21 protein-coding genes are annotated in these 21,652 nt (G+C 61.8%); 18 read left to right on the forward strand and 3 right to left on the reverse strand.

The genetic code is table 11. The features are described from left to right. Positions 1–2: 2 nt before the first annotated feature. From MUU55_RS10215 to MUU55_RS10300, 18 genes are all read left to right on the forward strand, one after another. Entirely contained in the window at positions 3–1,139 is a 1,137-nt protein-coding gene (locus MUU55_RS10215) for an NADH-quinone oxidoreductase subunit E (protein WP_244760656.1), read from the forward strand. 11 nt (positions 1,140–1,150) lie between these two features. Further along, the gene (gene nuoF, locus MUU55_RS10220) at positions 1,151–2,455 is read left to right on the forward strand and encodes an NADH-quinone oxidoreductase subunit NuoF (RefSeq protein ID WP_244760657.1); all 1,305 of its coding nucleotides are present in this window, start codon (positions 1,151–1,153) and stop codon (positions 2,453–2,455) included. A gap of 4 nt (positions 2,456–2,459) precedes the next feature. Continuing rightward, positions 2,460–3,134, forward strand: coding sequence for an NADH:ubiquinone oxidoreductase (locus tag MUU55_RS10225; RefSeq protein ID WP_244760658.1), 675 nt, complete (start codon positions 2,460–2,462; stop codon positions 3,132–3,134). A 116-nt stretch (positions 3,135–3,250) separates the two neighbouring features. After that, positions 3,251–5,329: an NADH-quinone oxidoreductase subunit NuoG gene (gene nuoG / locus MUU55_RS10230; protein ID WP_244760659.1), complete on the forward strand. Its 2,079-nt coding sequence runs from the start codon at positions 3,251–3,253 to the stop codon at positions 5,327–5,329. A gap of 20 nt (positions 5,330–5,349) precedes the next feature. Next, the gene (gene nuoH, locus MUU55_RS10235) at positions 5,350–6,393 is read left to right on the forward strand and encodes an NADH-quinone oxidoreductase subunit NuoH (protein WP_244760660.1); all 1,044 of its coding nucleotides are present in this window, start codon (positions 5,350–5,352) and stop codon (positions 6,391–6,393) included. A 37-nt stretch (positions 6,394–6,430) separates the two neighbouring features. After that, complete coding sequence (gene nuoI, locus MUU55_RS10240; protein ID WP_023513863.1) at positions 6,431–6,922, forward strand: NADH-quinone oxidoreductase subunit NuoI; 492 nt, start codon at positions 6,431–6,433, stop codon at positions 6,920–6,922. A gap of 101 nt (positions 6,923–7,023) precedes the next feature. Further along, the gene (locus MUU55_RS10245; RefSeq protein ID WP_244760661.1) at positions 7,024–7,638 is read left to right on the forward strand and encodes an NADH-quinone oxidoreductase subunit J; all 615 of its coding nucleotides are present in this window, start codon (positions 7,024–7,026) and stop codon (positions 7,636–7,638) included. 27 nt (positions 7,639–7,665) lie between these two features. Then, the gene (nuoK, locus tag MUU55_RS10250; protein WP_024270868.1) at positions 7,666–7,974 is read left to right on the forward strand and encodes an NADH-quinone oxidoreductase subunit NuoK; all 309 of its coding nucleotides are present in this window, start codon (positions 7,666–7,668) and stop codon (positions 7,972–7,974) included. Positions 7,975–7,981: 7 nt separating this feature from the next. Beyond that, complete coding sequence (gene nuoL / locus MUU55_RS10255; protein WP_244760662.1) at positions 7,982–9,979, forward strand: NADH-quinone oxidoreductase subunit L; 1,998 nt, start codon at positions 7,982–7,984, stop codon at positions 9,977–9,979. Next, positions 9,979–11,490, forward strand: a complete 1,512-nt coding sequence (locus MUU55_RS10260) for an NADH-quinone oxidoreductase subunit M (protein WP_244760663.1) — start codon at positions 9,979–9,981, stop codon at positions 11,488–11,490. Before nuoL ends, MUU55_RS10260 begins: the two co-directional genes overlap by 1 nt. A gap of 15 nt (positions 11,491–11,505) precedes the next feature. Continuing rightward, positions 11,506–12,948 carry an NADH-quinone oxidoreductase subunit NuoN gene (nuoN, locus tag MUU55_RS10265; protein WP_244760664.1) on the forward strand — a complete coding sequence of 481 codons (1,443 nt, stop codon included), beginning with the start codon at positions 11,506–11,508 and terminating at the stop codon, positions 12,946–12,948. 23 nt (positions 12,949–12,971) lie between these two features. After that, complete coding sequence (locus MUU55_RS10270; RefSeq protein WP_244760913.1) at positions 12,972–13,712, forward strand: biotin--[acetyl-CoA-carboxylase] ligase; 741 nt, start codon at positions 12,972–12,974, stop codon at positions 13,710–13,712. Positions 13,713–13,727: 15 nt separating this feature from the next. After that, positions 13,728–15,395: a ribonuclease J gene (locus MUU55_RS10275; protein ID WP_244760665.1), complete on the forward strand. Its 1,668-nt coding sequence runs from the start codon at positions 13,728–13,730 to the stop codon at positions 15,393–15,395. 54 nt (positions 15,396–15,449) lie between these two features. Further along, on the forward strand, positions 15,450–15,854 hold the full coding sequence (gene mce, locus MUU55_RS10280; protein WP_244760666.1) for a methylmalonyl-CoA epimerase: 405 nt from the start codon (positions 15,450–15,452) through the stop codon (positions 15,852–15,854). Positions 15,855–15,931: 77 nt separating this feature from the next. Then, positions 15,932–16,201: a DUF1467 family protein gene (locus tag MUU55_RS10285; protein WP_244760667.1), complete on the forward strand. Its 270-nt coding sequence runs from the start codon at positions 15,932–15,934 to the stop codon at positions 16,199–16,201. A 716-nt stretch (positions 16,202–16,917) separates the two neighbouring features. Next, complete coding sequence (proS, locus tag MUU55_RS10290; RefSeq protein WP_244760668.1) at positions 16,918–18,246, forward strand: proline--tRNA ligase; 1,329 nt, start codon at positions 16,918–16,920, stop codon at positions 18,244–18,246. A gap of 36 nt (positions 18,247–18,282) precedes the next feature. Then, positions 18,283–19,584, forward strand: a complete 1,302-nt coding sequence (locus tag MUU55_RS10295) for a lipoprotein-releasing ABC transporter permease subunit (RefSeq protein ID WP_244760669.1) — start codon at positions 18,283–18,285, stop codon at positions 19,582–19,584. A gap of 10 nt (positions 19,585–19,594) precedes the next feature. After that, on the forward strand, positions 19,595–20,281 hold the full coding sequence (locus MUU55_RS10300; RefSeq protein WP_244760670.1) for an ABC transporter ATP-binding protein: 687 nt from the start codon (positions 19,595–19,597) through the stop codon (positions 20,279–20,281). A 6-nt stretch (positions 20,282–20,287) separates the two neighbouring features. Here MUU55_RS10300 and MUU55_RS10305 read toward each other — a convergent pair whose 3' ends face one another. Genes MUU55_RS10305 through MUU55_RS10315 form a run of 3 tightly spaced genes read right to left on the reverse strand, consistent with a single transcriptional unit; the run spans position 20,288 to position 21,585 of the window. Beyond that, positions 20,288–20,725, reverse strand: coding sequence for a VOC family protein (locus MUU55_RS10305; RefSeq protein WP_244760671.1), 438 nt, complete (start codon positions 20,723–20,725; stop codon positions 20,288–20,290). Between the two features lie 40 nt (positions 20,726–20,765). Further along, positions 20,766–21,344 (reverse strand): hypothetical protein, encoded by a 579-nt coding sequence (locus tag MUU55_RS10310; RefSeq protein ID WP_244760672.1) that lies wholly within the window; start codon positions 21,342–21,344, stop codon positions 20,766–20,768. Position 21,345: 1 nt separating this feature from the next. Continuing rightward, entirely contained in the window at positions 21,346–21,585 is a 240-nt protein-coding gene (locus tag MUU55_RS10315) for a hypothetical protein (protein WP_244760673.1), read from the reverse strand. Positions 21,586–21,652: the final 67 nt, after the last annotated feature.

The following is a 21,652-nucleotide window of genomic DNA, read 5'->3' on the forward strand; positions in this document are numbered from 1 at the left end:
GAATGTCCGTTCGTCGACTAGCCGATGACAATGTCCAGCCCGCCAGCTTCGCCTTCACCAAGGAGAACGCGGCCTGGGCAAAGGCAACCATCAACAAGTATCCGAAGGGCCGCCAGCAGTCCGCCGTGATCCCGCTTCTCATGCGGGCGCAGGAGCAGGACGGCTGGGTCACCAAGGCGGCGATCGAATCCGTGGCCGACATGCTGGATATGGCCTATATCCGCGTGCTCGAAGTCGCGACGTTCTACACCCAATTCCAGCTGCTTCCGATCGGTACCCGCGCCCATATCCAGGTCTGCGGCACCACGCCCTGCATGCTGCGGGGCTCGGAAGACCTGATCAACGTCTGCAAGAAGCGCATCCACCCCGAGCCCTTCCACCGCAACGAGAGCGGTACGCTCTCCTGGGAAGAGGTCGAGTGTCAGGGCGCCTGCGTCAACGCGCCGATGGTCATGATCTTCAAGGACAGCTTTGAGGACCTGACGCCGACGCAGCTCGAGCACATCATCGACCGTTTCGACGCCGGCAAGGGCGCGACCGTCGAGACCGGTCCGCAGATCGAGCGCATCTTCTCCGCGCCGGCCGGTGGCCTCACCAGCCTCAATGAGCCGGACGCTCCGGTCAAGAAGACGACGACCCGTGCCAAGAAGGCCGACGAGGACAGCGTCAGCGTTCCCCCGTCGAATGCCGCCAAGCCGAAGACGGACGCCGTCGAGACCGATCCCAAGCTGAAGACCCCGGCAAACGCCAAGGCCGAAGCTGCCGCCAACACCAAGGCAAAGGGCGACACGCGCGCTGAAGGCGGCGAAGCCGCCGCCAAGCAGCCGGTCGCTGCTGCCGTCGGCAAGCCCTCGTTGGAGGACAAGAACCGCCCGGCTGGCATCGAACGCCCGGCGACGCTTGACGACCTCAAGCTCATCTCCGGCGTCGGCCCGAAGATCGAAGGCATTCTGCACGAACTCGGCATCTTCACCTTCGCGCAGGTTGGCGCGTGGAAGAAGGCCGAGCGCGAATGGGTCGACGGCTACCTGAACTTCAAGGGCCGCATCGAGCGCGACGACTGGGTCAAGCAGGCCAAGGCGCTCGCCAAGGGCGGTGAAGCGGAATACATCCGCGTTTTCGGCAAGAAGCCGCGGTAAAGAGGTGAACCATGCTTAAAGACCAGGATCGCATCTTCACCAATATCTACGGCACCAAGGACAGGTCGCTGAAGGGCGCCATGGCCCGCGGCCATTGGGACGGCACCAAGCAGCTGCTCGAAAAGGGCCGCGACTGGATCATCAACGAGGTCAAGGCTTCGGGCCTGCGCGGCCGCGGCGGCGCCGGCTTCCCGACCGGCCTCAAGTGGTCCTTCATGCCGAAGGAATCGGACGGGCGTCCGCATTATCTCGTCGTGAATGCCGACGAATCCGAGCCCGGCACCTGCAAGGACCGCGATATCCTGCGCCATGATCCGCACACGCTGATCGAAGGCTGCGTCGTCGCCTCCTTCGCCATGGGCGCGAACGCGGCCTATATCTACGTGCGCGGCGAATTCATCCGCGAGCGCGAGGCGCTGCAGGCGGCGATCGACGAGTGCTATGACGCGGGCCTGCTCGGCAAGAACAACAAGCTCGGCTACGACATCGACATCTATGTCCACCACGGCGCCGGCGCCTACATCTGCGGCGAAGAAACCGCGCTGCTCGAAAGCCTTGAGGGCAAGAAGGGCCAGCCGCGCCTGAAGCCGCCGTTCCCGGCCAATATGGGCCTCTATGGTTGCCCGACGACCGTCAACAACGTCGAGTCCATCGCCGTGACCCCGACGATCCTGCGTCGTGGCGCCGGCTGGTTCTCCTCGTTCGGCCGTCCGAACAATGTCGGCACCAAGCTGTTCATGATGTCGGGCCACGTCAACACGCCCTGCACGATCGAAGAGAGCATGGGCATCTCCTTCAAGGAGATGGTCGAAAAGCACGGCGGCGGTATTCGTGGCGGCTGGGACAACCTGCTCGCCGTCATCCCCGGCGGCGCATCCTGCCCGGTCGTCAAGGCCGAGGACATGATGAACGTCACGCTCGACTTCGATGGCCTGCGCGAGGTGAAGTCTTCGTTCGGTACCGGCGGCATGATCATAATGGATCGCTCCACCGACATCATCAAGGCGATCTGGCGCATCTCGGCCTTCTTCAAGCATGAGAGCTGCGGCCAGTGCACGCCGTGCCGTGAAGGCACGGGCTGGATGATGCGCGTTATGCAGCGCATGGTTACTGGCAACGCCCAGAAGCGTGAAATCGACATGCTGTTCGATGTCACCAAGCAGATCGAAGGTCACACGATCTGCGCCCTCGGCGACGCAGCCGCATGGCCGATCCAGGGCCTCATCCGCAACTTCCGCCCCGAAATCGAGGCGCGTATCGACCAGTATACCGCCAATGCCATGGACCATGGCGCGGTGCTGGAAGCAGCGGAGTAAGACGATGACGAAGCCGGCCGGACAGGATGCGAATGCGACCAACGTCCCGCCGGCCGAAGCCTCCGGCGCCGATCCCTTCGGGTTCTCGCCGTGGCTGAAGCAGATGCCGGATGTGTCGCGGCACCCGCTGATGGCAAATCCGGTGACGGCGATTGCGGCGACCACCGCGCTCGGTTTCAGCATTGCAGGCCAGATGGCCGGGATGATGCTGAGCGTCATGCAGACAGCGGCGGAGCAGGCGAAGGCGGCGATAGATGAAGCGGCCGAACAGGTCGCGAAGGCGGAAGCCGAAGTAGGGAAGGTTGAGCCTGTCAAGGCGAAGCCGGAGCTGAGGGTGGTTCCGAAGGCGCCGGTGGCAAAGGCGGAAGCGCCAGTTGCCGAGCAGAAGGTAAAGGTGGCGCGGAAGTCGAACGCGACGCCGAAGGCGGTGGAAGCCAAGCCGGTGCGCAAGGCGCCGGCGGCGAAGCCCGCCAAGACCGATGACCTGAAGGTGATTTCAGGGATCGGGCCGAAGCTGGAGCAGGTGCTGAACGGCATGGGCTTCAAGCGTTACGCCGACATCGCGGCCCTCACAGCCGATGATGTGGCAAGGATCGAAGCCGAACTCGGGTTCAGCGGGCGTATCGCCCGCGATGGCTGGGTAGAGCAGGCAAAGACGCTGGCAAAGGGCAGGGGCTGACCCCACCGGACCCGGCAGACGGAACAAAGGCGAAAGGGAAGGGCGAAAGCCCGAACGGACGCTGGAGAAAAGGCGCTGGCGAGACACGGTTTTCGTGTCAAAGCGGGAATTGAGATATGGCAAAGCTGAAAGTCGACGGAAAAGAAATCGAAGTCCCGGATCACTTCACACTGCTTCAGGCGTGTGAGGAGGCCGGCGCCGAAGTTCCGCGCTTCTGTTTCCACGAGCGGTTGTCGGTTGCCGGCAACTGCCGCATGTGCCTCGTCGAGGTGAAGGGTGGCCCGCCGAAGCCGGCAGCCTCCTGCGCCATGGGCGTGCGCGACCTGCGTCCCGGCCCGAACGGCGAAGCGCCCGAAGTCTTCACGACCACGCCGATGGTCAAGAAGGCGCGCGAAGGCGTCATGGAATTCCTGCTCATCAACCATCCCTTGGATTGCCCGATCTGCGACCAGGGTGGCGAATGCGACCTGCAGGACCAGGCAATGGCCTTCGGCATCGACAGTTCGCGCTATTCGGAAAACAAGCGCGCGGTCGAGGACAAGTATATCGGCCCGCTCGTCAAGACGATCATGAACCGCTGCATTCACTGCACGCGTTGCGTTCGTTTCACGACGGAAGTGGCCGGCATCACCGAGCTCGGCCTGATCGGCCGCGGTGAAGACGCCGAGATCACCACCTATCTCGAGCAGGCGATGACCTCGGAGCTGCAGGGCAACGTGGTCGACCTTTGCCCGGTCGGCGCGCTGACCTCCAAGCCCTTCGCCTTCACGGCCCGTCCGTGGGAACTGAACAAGACCGAATCGATCGACGTCATGGACGCTGTCGGCTCGGCCATCCGCGTCGATACGCGTGGCCGCGAAGTCATGCGCATCCTGCCGCGCATCAACGAAGAGATCAACGAAGAGTGGATCTCCGACAAGACCCGCTTCATCTGGGACGGCTTGAAGACCCAGCGCCTCGACCGCCCCTATGTCCGCAAGGACGGCCGTTTGCAGCCCGCCACCTGGGCTGACGCCTTCGGCGCCATCAAGGCCGCTGTTGCCGGCATCTCGGGCGACCGCATCGGTGCGATCGCCGGTGACCTTGCCTCCGTCGAGGAAATGTTCGCGCTCCGCGAACTGATGGCCTCGCTCGGTTCGAAGAATATCGATTGCCGCCAGGACGGTTCGCAGCTCGACCCGTCGCTCGGCCGCGCCAGCTACCTGTTCAACCCGACCATCGAAGGCATCGAGCAAGCCGATGCGCTGCTCATCGTCGGCGCCAATCCGCGCCTCGAAGCCGCCGTGCTCAACGCCCGCATCCGCAAGCGCTGGCGCATGGACAACTTCCCGATCGGCGTGATCGGCGAACAGGCTGAGCTGCGCTACGGCTACGACTATCTCGGCGCCGGCACGGACACGCTGTCTGGCCTCATCGACGGCTCGGTCAAGTTTGCGGCCAAGCTGAAGAAGGCCGAGCGTCCGATGATCATCATCGGCCAGGGCGCCCTGTCGCGTGCCGATGGCCTCGCTGTTCTCTCGGCCGTTTCGGCGCTTGCCGACAAGGTCGGTGCGGTCAAGGCGGACTGGAACGGTCTGGCCGTTCTGCACACCGCGGCTTCGCGTGTCGGCGGCCTCGACCTCGGCTTCGTGCCGGGCGAGGGCGGCAAGACCGCAGCCGACATGCTTTCGGGCACAGACGTGTTGTTTCTGCTCGGCGCCGACGAAATGGATTTCGCCAAGAAGTCGGCCTTCACGGTCTATATCGGCTCGCATGGTGACAACGCGGCGCATGTCGCCGACGTCATCCTGCCGGGCGCGACCTACACCGAGAAGTCGGGCACCTGGGTCAACACCGAAGGCCGCGTTCAGATGGGCAACCGCGCCGGCTTCGCACCGGGCGATGCCCGCGAGGACTGGGCAATCCTGCGTGCGCTTTCCGACGTGCTCGGCAAGAAGCTGCCGTTTGATTCGCTTCTCCAGCTGCGCGCAAAACTCTATGCCGCGCACCCGCATTTCGCGGCGATCGACGAGATCGCAGCGGGCGAAATCGCCGATCTCTCGGCCCTTGCGAAAAAAGGCGGGACGATGGCGAATTCCGGGTTTGCGTCTCCGATCAAAGACTTCTATTTGACGAACCCGATAGCGCGCGCCTCCGCGGTCATGGCCGAATGCTCGGCGCTTGCCCGCAACAATTTCAAAGCCGCGGCGGAATGAGCGCGAAGGAATAAGACGTTATGGACGCTTTCATTTCGACCTACGTTTGGCCCGGCCTGATCATGGTGGCGCAGTCGCTGCTGCTTCTGGTCGCGCTTCTGGTCTTCATCGCCTACATTCTTCTGGCCGACCGCAAGATCTGGGCCGCCGTTCAGCTGCGCCGCGGCCCGAACGTCGTCGGCCCCTGGGGTCTGTTCCAGTCGTTTGCCGACCTCCTGAAGTTCGTTTTCAAGGAGCCGGTCATCCCGGCGACGGCCAACAAGGTGATCTTCCTTCTGGCCCCGCTCGTCTCCGTGACGCTGGCGCTCGCCACCTGGGCTGTCGTGCCGCTCAATAATGGCTGGGTCATCGCCAACATCAATGTCGGCATCCTCTACATCTTCGCGATCTCTTCGCTCGAAGTGTACGGCATTATCATGGGCGGCTGGGCTTCGAACTCGAAGTACCCGTTCCTCGGCGCGCTGCGTTCAGCCGCACAGATGGTGTCCTATGAAGTGTCGATCGGTTTCGTCATCGTCACCGTTCTGCTTTGCGTCGGTTCGCTGAACCTGACGGATATCGTGATGTCGCAGAGCGACGGTCTCGGCACGCGCCTCGGCCTGCCTGCCTCGTTCCTCGACTGGCACTGGCTGGCGCTGTTCCCGATGTTCGTCATCTTCTTCATCTCGGCGCTCGCCGAGACGAACCGCCCGCCTTTCGACCTGCCGGAAGCCGAATCCGAACTCGTCGCCGGCTTCATGGTCGAATATGGCTCGACCCCGTACATGATGTTCATGCTCGGCGAATACGCCGCCATCTGCCTGATGTGCGCGCTGATGACGATCCTGTTCCTCGGCGGCTGGCTGCCTCCTGTCGACGTCTGGTTCCTGAACTGGGTGCCGGGTATCATCTGGTTCATCCTGAAGGCATCCTTCGTCTTCTTCATGTTCGCGATGGTGAAGGCCTTCGTGCCGCGCTACCGCTACGACCAGCTCATGCGTCTCGGCTGGAAGGTCTTCCTTCCGATCTCGCTGGCCATGGTCGTCATTACCGCATTCGTGCTGAAGCTCATGGGGACCGCATGACGATCGCGCCCCGCCTCAGCAGCATTGGAGCTTGAAAATGGCTAGTCTCTCACAAGCCGTAAACTCGCTGTTCCTCAAGGAATTCGTCGGCGCGTTCTTTCTGTCGATGCGCTACTTCTTCCGCCCGAAGGCAACGGTGAACTATCCGTTCGAGAAGGGCCCGGTCTCTCCGCGCTTCCGCGGCGAACACGCGCTGCGCCGCTACCCGAACGGTGAAGAGCGCTGCATCGCCTGCAAGCTGTGTGAAGCGATCTGTCCTGCTCAGGCCATCACCATCGAGGCGGGTCCCCGCCGCAATGACGGCACGCGCCGCACGGTGCGTTACGACATCGACATGGTGAAGTGCATCTATTGCGGCTTCTGCCAGGAAGCCTGCCCGGTCGACGCCATCGTCGAAGGTCCGAACTTCGAGTTCTCGACCGAGACGCGCGAAGAGCTCTACTACGACAAGCAGAAGCTCCTCGAGAACGGCGATCGCTGGGAGCGGGAAATCGCCCGCAACATCGCGATGGACTCGCCTTACCGCTGATCGGCGGAAGGCATACTGAATTTCAAGTGCCTGACGAGTGCGTTCGTCAGGCTTCGACGGGGAGGGGGGACCTTCTCCGGGGAAGACGAAAAGGCACCAAAATGGGTCTGCAGGCTCTATTCTTCTATATCTTCGCCTTTGTGGCGGTGGCGTCCGCCTTCATGGTGATCGCGTCCAGGAATCCGGTCTATTCCGTGCTGTTCCTGATCCTCACCTTCTTCAACTCGGCGGGCCTGTTCCTCCTGACGGGCGCCGAGTTCCTGGCGATGATCCTGCTGGTCGTCTATGTCGGCGCCGTTGCGGTTCTCTTCCTCTTCGTCGTCATGATGCTCGACATCGATTTCGCCGAATTGAGGGCAGGCGCCCTGGAATACGCACCGGTCGGCGCGCTGATCGGCATCATCCTGGCGATCGAGCTGGTCGTCGTCGTTGGTGGCTCGACGCTCTCGCCGGAGATCGCCGCCAATGCGTCGATGCCGATCCCGCCGGTCGCGGAACGCCAGAACACCGCCGCCCTCGGCGACGTGCTCTATACGAACTACGTCTACTTCTTCCAGATTGCCGGCCTCGTGCTGCTCGTCGCCATGATCGGTGCGATCGTGCTGACGCTGCGCCACAAGCCGCACATCAAGCGCCAGAACATCTCGCAGCAGGTTGCCCGCACGCCGGAAACCGCCGTCGAGGTGGTCAAGGTGAAGCCCGGTCAGGGCATCTGAGGCAGCGCGGGACCAAGGAAAAGAAAAATGGAAATCGGTATTTCCCACTATCTCACCGTCAGCGCCATCCTCTTCACTCTCGGCGTTTTCGGCATCTTCCTGAACCGGAAGAACGTCATCGTCATCCTGATGTCGATCGAGCTGATCCTGCTGTCGGTCAACATCAACATGGTGGCGTTCTCGCACTTCCTGAACGACATCGTCGGCCAGGTCTTCGCGCTGTTCATTCTGACCGTCGCAGCTGCGGAAGCGGCCATCGGTCTTGCAATTCTCGTCGTCTTCTACCGCAACCGCGGTTCGATCGCCGTCGAAGACGTCAATATGATGAAGGGTTGATCGGGTCATGGATACCATCATCAAGGCAATCGTCTTCCTTCCGCTCACCGGCTTCCTGATCGCCGGCATCGGCGGCAATGCCATCGGCGCCAAGGCGTCGGAATATGTCACGTCCGGCTTCATGATCATCGCCGCCGCGCTGTCCTGGATCGTCTTCTTCGACGTCGCCATGGGCGAGACGGAGATGGTCAAGGTTTCCGTGCTGCGCTGGATCCAGTCCGGTGGCTTCGATGTCGAATGGGCGTTCCGCGTCGATACGCTGACGGCCGTCATGCTGGTCGTCGTCAACTCCGTCTCGACGCTGGTGCATGTCTATTCCATCGGCTACATGCATCACGACCCGCATCGGCCGCGCTTCTTCGCCTATCTCTCGCTCTTCACCTTCGCCATGCTCATGCTGGTCACGTCGGACAATCTGCTTCAGATGTTCTTCGGCTGGGAAGGCGTGGGTCTGGCGTCCTATCTCCTGATCGGTTTCTGGTACAAGAAGCCGTCGGCCTGCGCCGCCGCCATGAAGGCCTTCATCGTCAACCGCGTCGGTGACTTCGGCTTCGCGCTCGGCATCTTCCTGGTCTTCGTGCTGTTCGGCTCGATCAATTTCGAGACGATCTTCGCGACCGCCGCGACCTACCTGCCGGCTGAGGGTGCAGCAGACGCCGCCGAACCCGTCATCAATCTTTTCGGCATGACGCTCGACAAGTCGCACGCCCTGACCGCCACCTGCCTGCTGCTCTTCATGGGCGCGATGGGCAAGTCGGCGCAGTTCCTGCTGCACACCTGGCTGCCGGACGCCATGGAAGGCCCGACCCCGGTTTCGGCCCTCATCCATGCCGCGACCATGGTCACCGCCGGCGTCTTCCTCGTCGCCCGCATGTCGCCGCTGTTCGAACTGTCGCACACCGCGCTCATGGTCGTGACGCTGGTCGGTGCCATCACCGCCTTCTTCGCAGCCACCGTCGGCCTCGTGCAGAACGACATCAAGCGCGTCATCGCCTATTCGACCTGCTCGCAGCTTGGCTACATGTTCGTGGCGCTCGGCATCGGCGCCTATGGCGCCGCGATCTTCCATCTCTTCACGCACGCCTTCTTCAAGGCCCTGCTGTTCCTGGGTGCGGGCTCCGTCATCCACGCCGTCGATGGCGAGCAGGACATGCGGTACATGGGCGGCCTGCGCAAGCACATCCCCGTGACCTTCTGGATGATGACGATCGGCACGCTCGCGCTCACCGGCGTCGGCATCCCGGGCACCATCATCGGCTTTGCCGGCTTCTTCTCGAAGGACGCGATCATCGAATCGGCTTTCGCGTCGCATAGCCCGGTCGCCGGCTTCGCCTTCGTGATGCTGGTCATCGCCGCGCTCTTCACGAGCTTCTATTCCTGGCGCCTGGCCTTCATGACCTTCTTCGGCAAGCCGCGCGCCTCCGCAGATGTCATGCACCACGTGCACGAATCTCCGGCCGTGATGTTGATCCCGCTCTATCTGCTGGCTGCCGGCGCCGTCGTTGCGGGCGTGATTTTCGTGGAGTATTTCTACGGCCACCACTACGACGAATTCTGGCAGGGCGCGCTCTTCACGGGTGCTGAAAATCACCTCGTGCATGAGTTCCACAATGTGCCGAAGTGGGTGAAGTGGAGCCCGTTCGCCGCCATGGCCATCGGCTTCGTCACCGCCTGGTACATGTATATCCGTTCGCCGGAAACGCCGAAGGCACTGGCCGAGCAGCATCGTGGTCTCTACCAGTTCCTGCTCAACAAGTGGTACTTCGACGAACTCTACAACTTCCTCTTCGTGCGCCCTGCCATGTGGCTCGGCCGTACGCTGTGGAAGAAGGGTGACGGCGCCGTCATCGACGGTCTCGGCCCGAACGGCATCGCCGCTCGCGTCGTCGACGTCACCGACCGCGTCGTGCGCCTGCAGACCGGTTACCTCTATCACTACGCATTCGCGATGCTGCTGGGTATTGCAGCACTCGTTACCTGGATGATGCTCGGGAGCTCCCTCTGATGACCGATTGGCCCATTCTTTCAGCGGTCACCTTCCTGCCGCTCGTCGGCGTGGCGCTCCTGCTCCTGACGCGGGAAGACAGCCCGTACGGCCGCCGCAACATCCTGAACGTCGCGATGCTGACGACGGTCGTCACCTTCCTGTTGTCGCTGTTCATCTGGATCGGGTTCGATTATTCGAACCCGGGCTTCCAGATGACGGAAAGGCATGAATGGCTCGGCACCGGCATTGCCTACCATCTCGGCGTCGACGGCATCTCCATTCTGTTCGTCATCCTCTCGACCTTCCTGATGCCCTTCTGCGTCCTCGCAAGCTGGCATTCTGTCGAGAAGCGCCTGAAGGAATACATGATCGCCTTCCTGCTTCTGGAAGTGTTCATGGTCGGCGTCTTCGTCTCGCTCGATATCGTTCTCTTCTACGTCTTCTTCGAAGCGGGCCTCATTCCGATGTTCATCATCATCGGCGTGTGGGGCGGCAAGGATCGCGTCTACGCATCCTACAAGTTCTTCCTCTACACGCTGCTCGGCTCTGTGCTTATGCTGCTCGCCATCATGGCGATGTACTGGCAGGCCGGCACGACCGACATCACGGAGTTGCTCGCCTACAACTTCCCGGCCCATATGCAGACCTGGTTGTGGCTCGCCTTCTTTGCCTCGTTCGCGGTGAAGATGCCGATGTGGCCGGTCCATACCTGGCTTCCCGACGCGCACGTTCAGGCGCCGACGGCAGGTTCGGTCATCCTGGCCGGCGTGCTGCTGAAGCTCGGCGGCTACGGTTTCATCCGTTTCTCGCTGGCCATGTTCCCGCTCGCGTCGGACTATTTCGCCCCCTTCGTCTTCGCGCTGTCCGTCATCGCCATCATCTACACGTCGCTGGTGGCGCTGATGCAGGAAGACATCAAGAAGCTGATCGCTTATTCGTCGGTAGCCCATATGGGCTATGTCACGATGGGCATCTTCGCAGCGAACGAGCAGGGGCTTCAGGGCGCCATCTTCCAGATGCTCTCGCACGGCATCGTTTCCGGCGCGCTCTTCCTTTGCGTCGGCGTGGTCTATGACCGGCTGCACACCCGCGAGATCACGGCCTATGGCGGTCTCGTCAACAACATGCCGAAATATGCCGTCGCCTTCATGATCTTCACCATGGCGAATGTCGGCCTTCCCGGCACGTCGGGTTTCGTGGGGGAAATCATGACACTGGTCGGCGCCTTCCGCGCCAACACCTGGGTTGCGCTGTTCGCCACCACCGGCGTCATCCTCTCGGCCTCCTATGCGCTCTGGCTCTATCGCCGGGTGATCTTCGGTGCGCTCGAGAAGGAAAGCCTGAAATCGCTGCTCGACTTGTCGGGCCGTGAAAAGGCGCTGCTCTACCCGCTGGTGATCCTGACGATCTTCTTCGGTGTCTATCCGGCGCCGGTCTTCGATGTGACGGCGGCTTCGGTCGACGCGCTTCTCAATCAATACTCCGCGGCTCTGCAAGCGGCGCAATCCGTTGCGCTCTCGGCGAACTGAGGACGGGACCAGACAATGACTGCTGATACACTTCTCGCCAGCCTTCAGCTCTCGACGCCCGAGATCATTCTCGCCGTCGGCGGCCTGGTCCTGCTGATGATCGGTGTGTTCTCGGGCGAACGCTCGGGCACCACCGTCACCGGCCTTGCCGTTGCCGTCCTCATCATCGCCGGCCTCTGGCTGGTGCTCGCGACCGGCGAAGGCCAGGCCTACGGCGGCGCCTTCGTCTCCGACGCTTTCGCCAAGTTCATGAAGGTGCTGGCCCTGATCGGCTCGATCACCGCGATGGTGATGACCGTCGGCCACGCCCGCTCCGAACAGCTCGATCGTTTCGAGTTCCCGGTTCTGATCGTGCTGTCGACGCTCGGCATGCTCTTGATGATCTCGGCAAACAGCCTGCTGTCGCTCTATCTCGCGCTGGAACTCCAGTCGCTCGCGCTCTACGTGGTTGCCGCGATCAACCGCGATAGCCTGCGCTCGACGGAAGCCGGCCTCAAGTATTTCGTGCTCGGCGCGCTTTCCTCGGGCATGCTGCTTTACGGCATGTCGCTGGTCTATGGTTTCACCGGCCATATCGGCTTCCAGGACATCGCAGCTGCGCTGACCGCCGAAGGCCGTTCGCTCGGCCTCGTCTTCGGCCTGGTGTTCATCCTTGCCGGCCTTGCCTTCAAGATTTCGGCCGTGCCGTTCCACATGTGGACGCCTGATGTCTACGAAGGTGCGCCGACCCCGGTTACGGCCTTCTTCGCCGCAGCGCCGAAGGTTGCGGCCATGGCCATGCTGGTGCGCATCGTCATCGAAGCCTTCCAGCCCGTCGTCGCCGACTGGCAGCAGGTCATCGTCTTCATCTCGATCGCTTCCATGCTGCTCGGGTCCTTCGCCGCCATTGGCCAGAAGAACATCAAGCGCCTGATGGCGTACTCCTCGATCGGCCATATGGGCTATGCGCTGGTTGGTCTCGCCTCCGGCTCCATGGCCGGTGTGCGCGGCGTCGCGCTCTATATGCTGATCTACATGGTCATGACGCTCGGCACCTTCGCCATCATCCTGGCCATGCGTCGCAAGGAAGGCGAGAATGTCGAAGAGATCAGCGATCTCGCAGGCCTGTCCTCGACCAATCCCTTCATGGCGACAGTGCTGACGATCCTGATGTTTTCGCTCGCCGGCATCCCGCCGATGGCAGGCTTCTTCGCCAAGTATTTCGTTTTCATGGCGGCCATCGAGGCGCAGCTTTATGCACTCGCCATCATCGGCGTGCTCTCCTCGGTCGTCGGCGCGTACTATTATCTGCGCGTCATCAAGGTGATGTGGTTCGACGAGGCGACCGGTGAATTTGCCCGCACGGCGGGCGAACTGAAACTGGTCTTCGGCATCTCCGGCCTCTTCGTGCTCGGTTACGTGCTGATCGGTGGCCCGATCGGCAATGCCGCCGAAGCTGCGGCGCGGACCTTCTTTTGAGCAGGTCCGATAGCGCGGGCCTGATGTCGCTCGACGACTTCAGGCACGAGGCGCTGGCCGAAGTCGGCTCGACCAATACGGAATGCCTGGAGCGCGCCCGAAAGGGCGCGCTTTCCGGTCTCTGGATCACCGCCGATCGTCAGGTGGATGGACGGGGCCGGCGCGGTCGCGCCTGGTTTTCCGAGCCCGGCAATCTCTATGCCTCGCTGCTTTTGATCGAAGCGGCACCGATGGAACGGCTCGGCTCGCTGCCGCTCGCCGTTGCCGTCGCCGTGCAGGATGCGGTCAGCCGCGTCATGCCGCTCAATGGGCCGGAAGTTCTGGTCAAGTGGCCGAACGACATCCTCATCGAGCGCCGCAAGATCTGCGGCATCCTGATCGAGGGGGAAACGCTGCCCGATGGCCGGCACGGTCTGGTCATCGGCATTGGCATCAATGTTGCCGTGGCGCCGGATGCCGGTCTCTATCCCGTGGCGACCCTGCGCGATTTCGGCGTATCGGCTTCTCCTGACGAGCTTTTCGCCTATCTCTTCCAGTCGATGGCCGAGACGCTGTCGCTGTGGAACCGCGGACGCGGCATTGCCGCCGTCATGGAGCGCTGGAAGCAGGTAGCCGGCGGCATCGGGGAAAATATAACGGTCAACCTTCCCGACCGTTCTATTTCCGGGCGCTTTGCCGGAATTGATGATACAGGTTTCCTCAAGCTGGAGACGGAGGACGGCGGCACGCGACTGATCGCGGCCGGCGACGTGTTTTTTGGATAGGATTTTTTAAAGCCGATGGCAAAAGAAGACGAACTGGTATTCCTGCCGCTTGGCGGCGTCGGTGAAATCGGCATGAACCTGGCGCTCTATGGCTATGGCCCGAAGACCAGCCGGCAGTGGATCATGGTCGATTGCGGCGTCACCTTCCCGGGACCGGACCTGCCGGGCGTCGATCTGGTGCTGCCCGATATCCGTTTCCTCGCGGAGGAGCGCAAGAACCTCAAGGGCATCATCATCACGCATGCGCATGAAGACCACTACGGCGCGCTGAACGATCTCTGGCCGGGCCTCAACGTGCCGGTCTATGCCTCGCCGTTCACAGCCGGCATGCTGGAAGCCAAGCGCGACTATGAGAAGAGCCGTGTCGAAATTCCGGTGACGATTTTCAAGCAGGGCGATCGCATCAATGTCGGCCCCTTCGAGATCGAGGCGATTGGCGTCAATCACTCCATTCCCGAGCCGATGTCGCTGGCGATCACGACGCCGCTCGGCACCGTCATCCATACCGGCGACTGGAAGATCGACCTCGATCCATCGCTCGGCCCGCTGACCGACGAGACCCGCTTCCGCAAACTCGGTGATGAAGGCGTGCTGGCGCTCATCTGCGACAGCACCAATGCGGTGCGCGATGGCGTGTCGCCGTCCGAGCACGAGGTTTCGGAAAGCCTGACCAAGATCATCGAAAGCGCCGAGGGCAGGGTGGGCATCACCACGTTCTCGTCGAATGTCGGTCGCATCCGGTCCATCGCCAAGGCTGCGGAAGCCGCTGGCCGCGAGGTGCTGCTGCTCGGCAGTTCGATGAAGCGTGTAACGAATGTCGCGCGCGACATCGGCCTGATGGAAGGTTTGAAGCCGTTCATCGAGGAAGACGAATTCGGCTATATCCCGCGCGACAAGGTCGTGGTCATCCTGACGGGCAGCCAGGGTGAGCCGCGCGCGGCCCTTGCCAAGATCGCCCGCGACGAGATGCGTAATGTTGCCTTCACGGATGGCGACACGATTATCTTCTCCTCGCGCGCCATTCCCGGCAACGAGAAGGCGATCAACGACATCAAGAACGGCCTGATCGAGCAGGGCATCAACGTCATTACCGACGCCGAGGCGCTGGTGCACGTTTCCGGCCACCCGCGCCGCCACGAACTGCAGCAGATGTATGGCTGGACGCGTCCGAAGATGGTCGTGCCCGTTCATGGCGAGGCCGCGCACCTGACGGCGCATGCCGAGCTCGCTGAACAGTCCGGCATCGGCGAAGTGCCGCGTGTGCGTAACGGCGATATGCTGAAGCTGGCCCCGGGCGAGCCCGAAGTTGTCGACCACGCGCCGTTTGGCCGGATCTTCAAGGACGGCAACCTCATCGGCGACTACGAGGAAATGGGCATCGGCGACCGTCGCAAGCTCGCCTTCGTCGGTCATGTCGCCGTGAGCGTCCTGCTCGACAGTCGCTACGACTTCCAGGGCGATCCGGAAGTCGAGCCCTTCGGTCTGCCGCAGTTCGACGACGAAGGCGAGGATATGGGCGACACGCTCTATGACGCCGTGCTCGGCGCCGTCGAAAGCATTCCGCGCGCCCGCCGCAAGGATCTCGAAATGGTGCGCGAGGCAGTGCGCCGCGCGGTGCGTTCCACGGCCAACGAAATCTGGGGCAAGAAGCCCGTGGTTACGGTTTTCCTGACGAAAGTCTGATTCCTTGCCGCCGCGCCGGGTGCTACCGGTGCGGCAATCAGAAGAGGAAATGTCATGCTGGGGCGGGTCAACCACATCGCTATCGCCGTGCCGGATCTGGCTGCGGCGACCGCAACCTACCGCGACACGCTGGGCGCCAAGGTGTCCGATGTGCAGGCCTTGCCGGAGCACGGCGTGACGATCGTGTTCGTCGAATTGCCGAACACCAAGGTGGAACTGCTCGAACCGCTGGGTGAGAATTCTCCCATCTCCGCGTTCCTCGAGAAGGCGCCGTCCGGCGGCATCCACCATATCTGTTACGAGGTGGACGACATCCTCCTCGCACGGGATAAACTGGTGGCGAGCGGTGCACGCGTGCTGGGTGACGGCAATCCCAGAACCGGCGCGCATGGCAAGCCGGTGCTCTTCCTGCATCCGAAGGATTTTTTCGGCACGCTGGTCGAGCTCGAAGAGGTGTGACAGCACGCCGCCATCTGGCCGTTTGAACTTCGCCGGCAACGAGCGTAAAAGACCCGCTGTCGCACGAGGGGTCTTTCATGCAGGTGTTTTCTTACTTCGCCGTCTATTTCATCGTCTGGTGGATGACGCTTTTTGCCGTGCTGCCCTTCGGGCTGAAGACGCAGGCCGAGGCAAACGAGGTGGTGCCCGGCACGGTGGAAAGCGCCCCGGCGCGTTTCCGCGGCGGTCGCATCATGCTTTTGACGACGGTTGTCTCCGCGGTGATCTATGGCGCCTGGTATGTGCTTTCGGTACGCCTCGGTTATGGCCTCGACTCCCTTCCGCAGTTCTACCCGAACTACGAGTAGGCGAGGCCACATAGGTTAACGGCCTCTTCAGCGGCTTGGGTAAGGCATTTCCCTCTTCCCGCTTTTTGCGAAAAAGACTTCCTTTTGCGCTTTGTCTAAAAGCTTGTTGAACAATCCCGTTTGGCTTGTCCGGCAAGCCGAAATGCATGCCTTTTCGCTGAGTCAGCCTTGCTTAACGTGAGGCGGAGTGACGCAGGGGGCTTGCACGGAGATTTTTGGCGAACCGATTTCGTCGGGGAGCAGAGCGGTCAGGAAATCCAATTGGAAATAAGCAAAAAAAAACAAGGCTAAAAGCCTTGTTTTGCAGGTATCGCGTGATCTTTATCCGTTGTGCGGTGGCAGCGTCTACGCGCGCCTAAGATCTGATCCTCCCAAGACTTGACCGCGAAAATGGCTGGAATTTGCACTTCCTGCCTGTTTTGTGGCCTGAAACTAGCCCAAACGTTGGGCGTTGTCATCCGCTTTTTTTGCATTTTTGCTACAGTGGAATAAAATTTTTCCATTGACAACTTATGCGCAATTTCCGTTATTGGCGCCCCCATTTTTCTGCCACAATCGGCAGGTCCGCCACGAGCGGTGGACAGTGCTTCGCGCCCCGACGCCGGCTTGGCCTGCCGGGTTTCCTTCCGTTGGCGAAGCGTTTATGAACGCGTGAAAATCAACGTCATTTTGCCCGATTCCCGGAATAGGGCGGATCAGTCACACCGGAAACCGATATGCGCCTTTCCCGCTTCTTCCTGCCCATCCTCAAGGAAAACCCCAAGGAGGCAGAAATCGTCTCCCACCGGCTTATGCTGCGTGCGGGTATGGTCAAGCAACAATCCCAGGGCATCTATACCTGGCTGCCGCTGGGAAAGCGCGTTCTCGACAAGGTGAATGCCATCATCCGCGAGGAGCAGAACCGCTCCGGCGCCGTCGAGTTGCTCATGCCGACGCTGCAGTCCGCCGAACTCTGGCAGGAAAGCGGCCGCTATGACGCCTATGGCAAGGAAATGCTGCGCATCAAGGACCGCCAGGAGCGGCCGATGCTCTACGGCCCGACCAACGAGGAAATGATCACGGACGTCTTCCGCTCGTTCGTGAAGTCCTACAAGGATCTGCCGCTCAACCTTTATCATATCCAGTTGAAGTTCCGTGACGAGATTCGTCCGCGCTTCGGCACCATGCGCTCGCGCGAGTTCCTGATGAAGGATGCCTATTCCTTCGACCTGAACCGCGAGGGCGCCGTGCATGCCTACAACCGCATGTTCGCGGCGTATCTGCGCACTTTCTCGCGCATGGGCCTGCGCGCCATTCCGATGCGTGCCGATACCGGCCCGATCGGTGGCGATCTCAGCCACGAATTCATCATCCTCGCGGATACCGGAGAGTCGGAAGTCTTCTGCCACAAGGACTTTTTGAACTTCGACATTCCCGGCCTCGACACGAATTTCGATGACGTTGCCGGTCTCAAGGGCATTTTCGACAAGTGGACCTCGCGTTACGCGGCGACCTCCGAGATGCACGACGCGCCCGCGTTCGAGGCGATACCGGAAGGCGAGCGGCTTTCGGCCCGCGGCATCGAAGTCGGCCATATCTTCTATTTCGGCACGAAATATTCCGAAGCCATGGGCGCCAAGGTTCAAGGCCCCGATGGCAAGGAGCACACCGTGCATATGGGCTCCTACGGCATCGGCCCGACGCGCCTCGTGCCCGCGATCATCGAGGCCTCGCATGACGAGAACGGCATCATCTGGCCGAAGGCGGTCGCACCTTTCGAGGCCATCGTCATCAACATGAAGTCGGGTGATGCCGCCTGCGACGCGGCCTGCGAGACGATCTATGGCGCGCTTCTGAATGCCGGCATCGACGTGCTTTATGATGACAAGGACGAGCGCGCCGGCGCGAAGTTCGCGACGGCCGACCTCATCGGTGCTCCGGTGCAGGTCATTGCAGGCCCGCGCGGCGTCGCCAATGGCGAAGTCGAGATCAAGGATCGCAAGACCGGCGAACGCGAGACGCTGACCATCGAGGCCGCGATCAACCGTCTGACGTCAGGCAATTAATGCGGCGCGTCCACGCCGAGGGAACAGGGAGACAGCATGGCTGACGCAGCGAGCGGGGCGACAGAGGCCCAGGCCTTCAAGAAGAGCCGCCCGTTCTCCGCTTTCGAGCGGATGGTCGCCTGGCGCTATCTGCGCTCCCGGCGCAAGGAAGCCTTCATCTCGGTCATTGCCGGCTTCTCCTTCATCGGCATCATGCTCGGCGTGGCGACGCTCATCATCGTCATGGCGGTGATGAACGGTTTCCGCACGGAGCTGATCTCACGCATCCTCGGCATCAACGGACACATGATCATCCAGCCGATCGACACACCGTTGAACGACTACGGCAAGCTGTCCGAGCGTCTTGCCGCCGTGCCCGGCGTCACGATGGCCATCCCACTCGTGGAGGGCCAGACTTTGGCGCAGGGCACGGCTGGCGGCGGTTCGGGCGCGTTGGTCCGCGGCATCCGCGCCGATGACCTAGCCAAGATGAAGTCCGTCTCCGATCATATCAAGGAAGGCGATCTCGTCGGTTTTGCGTCCGGCGGTGGCGTTGCCATCGGCTCGCGCATGGCAGAGCAGCTCGGCCTCAGCGCCGGCGGCCAGATCACGCTAGTCGCACCGGAAGGCGACGTCACGCCGCTCGGCGTCAATCCACGTGTGAAAACATACACGGTCTCGGCGATCTTCGAGATCGGCATGTCGGAATATGATGCGTCGATCATCTACATGCCGCTGGAAGAAGCGCAGCTCTACTTCAATTCCGAAGGGGTCGTTCAGTCGATCGAGCTTTTCGTCTCCAATCCCGATGATATCGACAATCTGCGCCAGCCCGTCGAGGCCGCCGCCGAACGGCAGATCTTCATCACCGACTGGCGCCAGCGCAACCAGACCTTCTTCTCGGCCCTGCAGGTCGAGCGCAACGTCATGTTCATGATCCTGACGCTGATCGTGCTCGTCGCCGCGCTCAACATCATCTCCGGCCTGATCATGCTGGTGAAGGACAAGGGCAGCGACATCGCGATCCTTCGTACCATGGGCGCGACGTCCGGCTCCATCATGCGCATTTTCTTCATGACGGGGGCAGCCATCGGCACGGTCGGCACCTTCGCCGGCGTGCTGCTGGGCGTCATCGTCTGCCTGAACGTCGAATCGATCCGCCAGTTTTTCTCGTGGATATCGGGCACGACCCTGTTCAATCCGGAACTCTATTTCCTCAGCCAGCTCCCGGCCGACATGAATGCCGGCGAGACGGTTTCCGTCATCCTGATGGCGCTGGCGCTTTCCTTCCTCGCGACGATTTTCCCCGCCTGGCGTGCCTCCAAGCTCGATCCGGTTCAGGCTCTCAGGTACGAATAGGAACACCCGCATGGCTGCGCGCGTCGCTTTGGAACTTAAGGGCATCGAACGGCACTACGGCCAGGGAGAGACCGTGCTGTCGATCCTCAAGGGAGCGGATTTTACGCTGAAAAGCGGTGAGACCGTGGCACTCGTCGCCCCCTCGGGCACCGGCAAGTCGACGCTGCTGCATGTCGCAGGTCTGCTCGAGAAGCCCGATGCCGGCGATGTTCTCATCAACGGTCATTCCTGCGCCGGCCTTTCCGACGACCAGCGCACGGCGATCCGCCGTGGTGAGATCGGCTTCGTCTATCAGTTCCATCACCTGTTGCCGGAATTCAGCGCGCTCGAAAACATCATGATGCCCCAGCTGATCGGTGGCCTGTCCAAATCCGAGGCACGCGAGCGCGCCGCCCAGCTGCTCGACTATATGCGCATCGGTCACCGCGCCGATCACCGCCCGTCCGAGCTGTCCGGCGGCGAGCAGCAGCGAGTTGCGATCGCCCGTGCGGTCGCCAACGCACCGCTCGTTCTCTTCGCCGACGAACCGACAGGCAATCTCGACCCGGAAACGGCAGGCTATGTCTTTGAAGCGCTGGAGGCGCTTGCGCGCCAGTCCGGTCTTGCGGCACTCATCGCGACCCACAACCATGAACTCGCCGGCCTGATGGATCGCCGAGTCACGATCGAGGATGGGCTCGTCAAGGAACTGGCATAAGGCGGCTCAGGCCGCCAGATCCAGGCTTTCGGCCTTGCGTTCGACAAGCGCCCAGATGTGCCCGAACGGGTCGAAGAGCGATGCCACGCGTCGATCGAGAACATCCCGCTGCACCGCGTCGCGGATCACGGCGCCGGATCGCGAGGCTCGCTGCACCGCGTGTTCGATATCGCCGACATTCAGCGTGAAAATCGCGCTGACCGATCCTGCCACCTTGGGAAAGAACGGCCCGCCATAGGAGGGATTCTGCTCGCGCCGCGGATTGGAACCCGCGACGGCAACCGGCGTGGCGCCGAAGCGCATGGCAAAGCCCATCAGCACGCCATCGAGGCGATAGGGCTCTATCACCTCGGCGCCGAAGGCGGCGACGTAAAAATCGGCAGCCTCCTGTTCTCGTCCATGTTCGACAAACAGGGAAATCTCGATGCTGATCTCATTGCTCATCGCGCGCTCCTTTCCGGTGGTGTTTCCGGATGGCTTGACATCACTCGTCCAGTCCGCAGATCGAGCGGGCAATGCCGTCCTGCCAGTCCTTGAGCAGAACGAATTGCGCCTGGCCGGCGACAGGACGACCGTTGCTCTTGCCCTTGCCGGTCAGGACGTTGAGGTCGCATTCGCTGCCGCCGTCAGGATTGAGCGTATCATAGGAAGAATAGGTATAGCCGGCGACGATGAAGTCGAAATTGCGGTAGGCTATGGTGAGCGACTGGCGCCAGCGGTCGCGGCCGACCGAATCGTTCTTGGTCGTCAGGGTGAAGGAGCCATTGGCGAGCGCGGCGACCTCCGGCTCCTGGCCATACATGGTGAGATTGCCCCAGACGGAATTCGGCAGCGACCGGACCAGCGTCAGCCGGTTTTCCTCGGGCTTGGCGAGATAGACGTAGAGCCCGTTGTCGTCGCCGCTGTCGTCACCCGGCGTGGCGATGACGGCCAGATCCGCCGCGCCGTCCTTGTTCCAGTCGCCGGTCGCCATGGCGACAATCCGGTCTGCCGGAAAGTCGGCGGCCAGCGCAGCGGCGGGCAGGGCAATCGAAAACACGACGGCGGCGGCAAGCAACTTCATCTCATTTCCTCCATGGAGTGGAGGCGACCTTATTGCGCGCGGCAGCATCGGTCCAGAGGGGCTGTGGAAAGCTGTTGACATGAGAACAATAATAGAACAAAATAAAAACATAAAAGGAAAGGGAGCCAAAATGACTGATTTTCTTCGTGACTTTGCTGCATTCACCTCCATGGCCCTGTTCGTCGCCAGCTTCTCCGTTCTTCTCTTCGGAATCTGACATTTCCATCTCTTCGTTGAGCATTCTTGTCCGCTGCGCGCCGCTGGCGCGTGGAAAGCGGGTGCAACGCCAAGAACCGTCTGGACGAGAC

Origin of the sequence: Shinella curvata (genome assembly GCF_022899935.1) — a bacterium.
GTDB classification, from domain to species: Bacteria; Pseudomonadota; Alphaproteobacteria; order Rhizobiales; family Rhizobiaceae; genus Shinella; species Shinella curvata.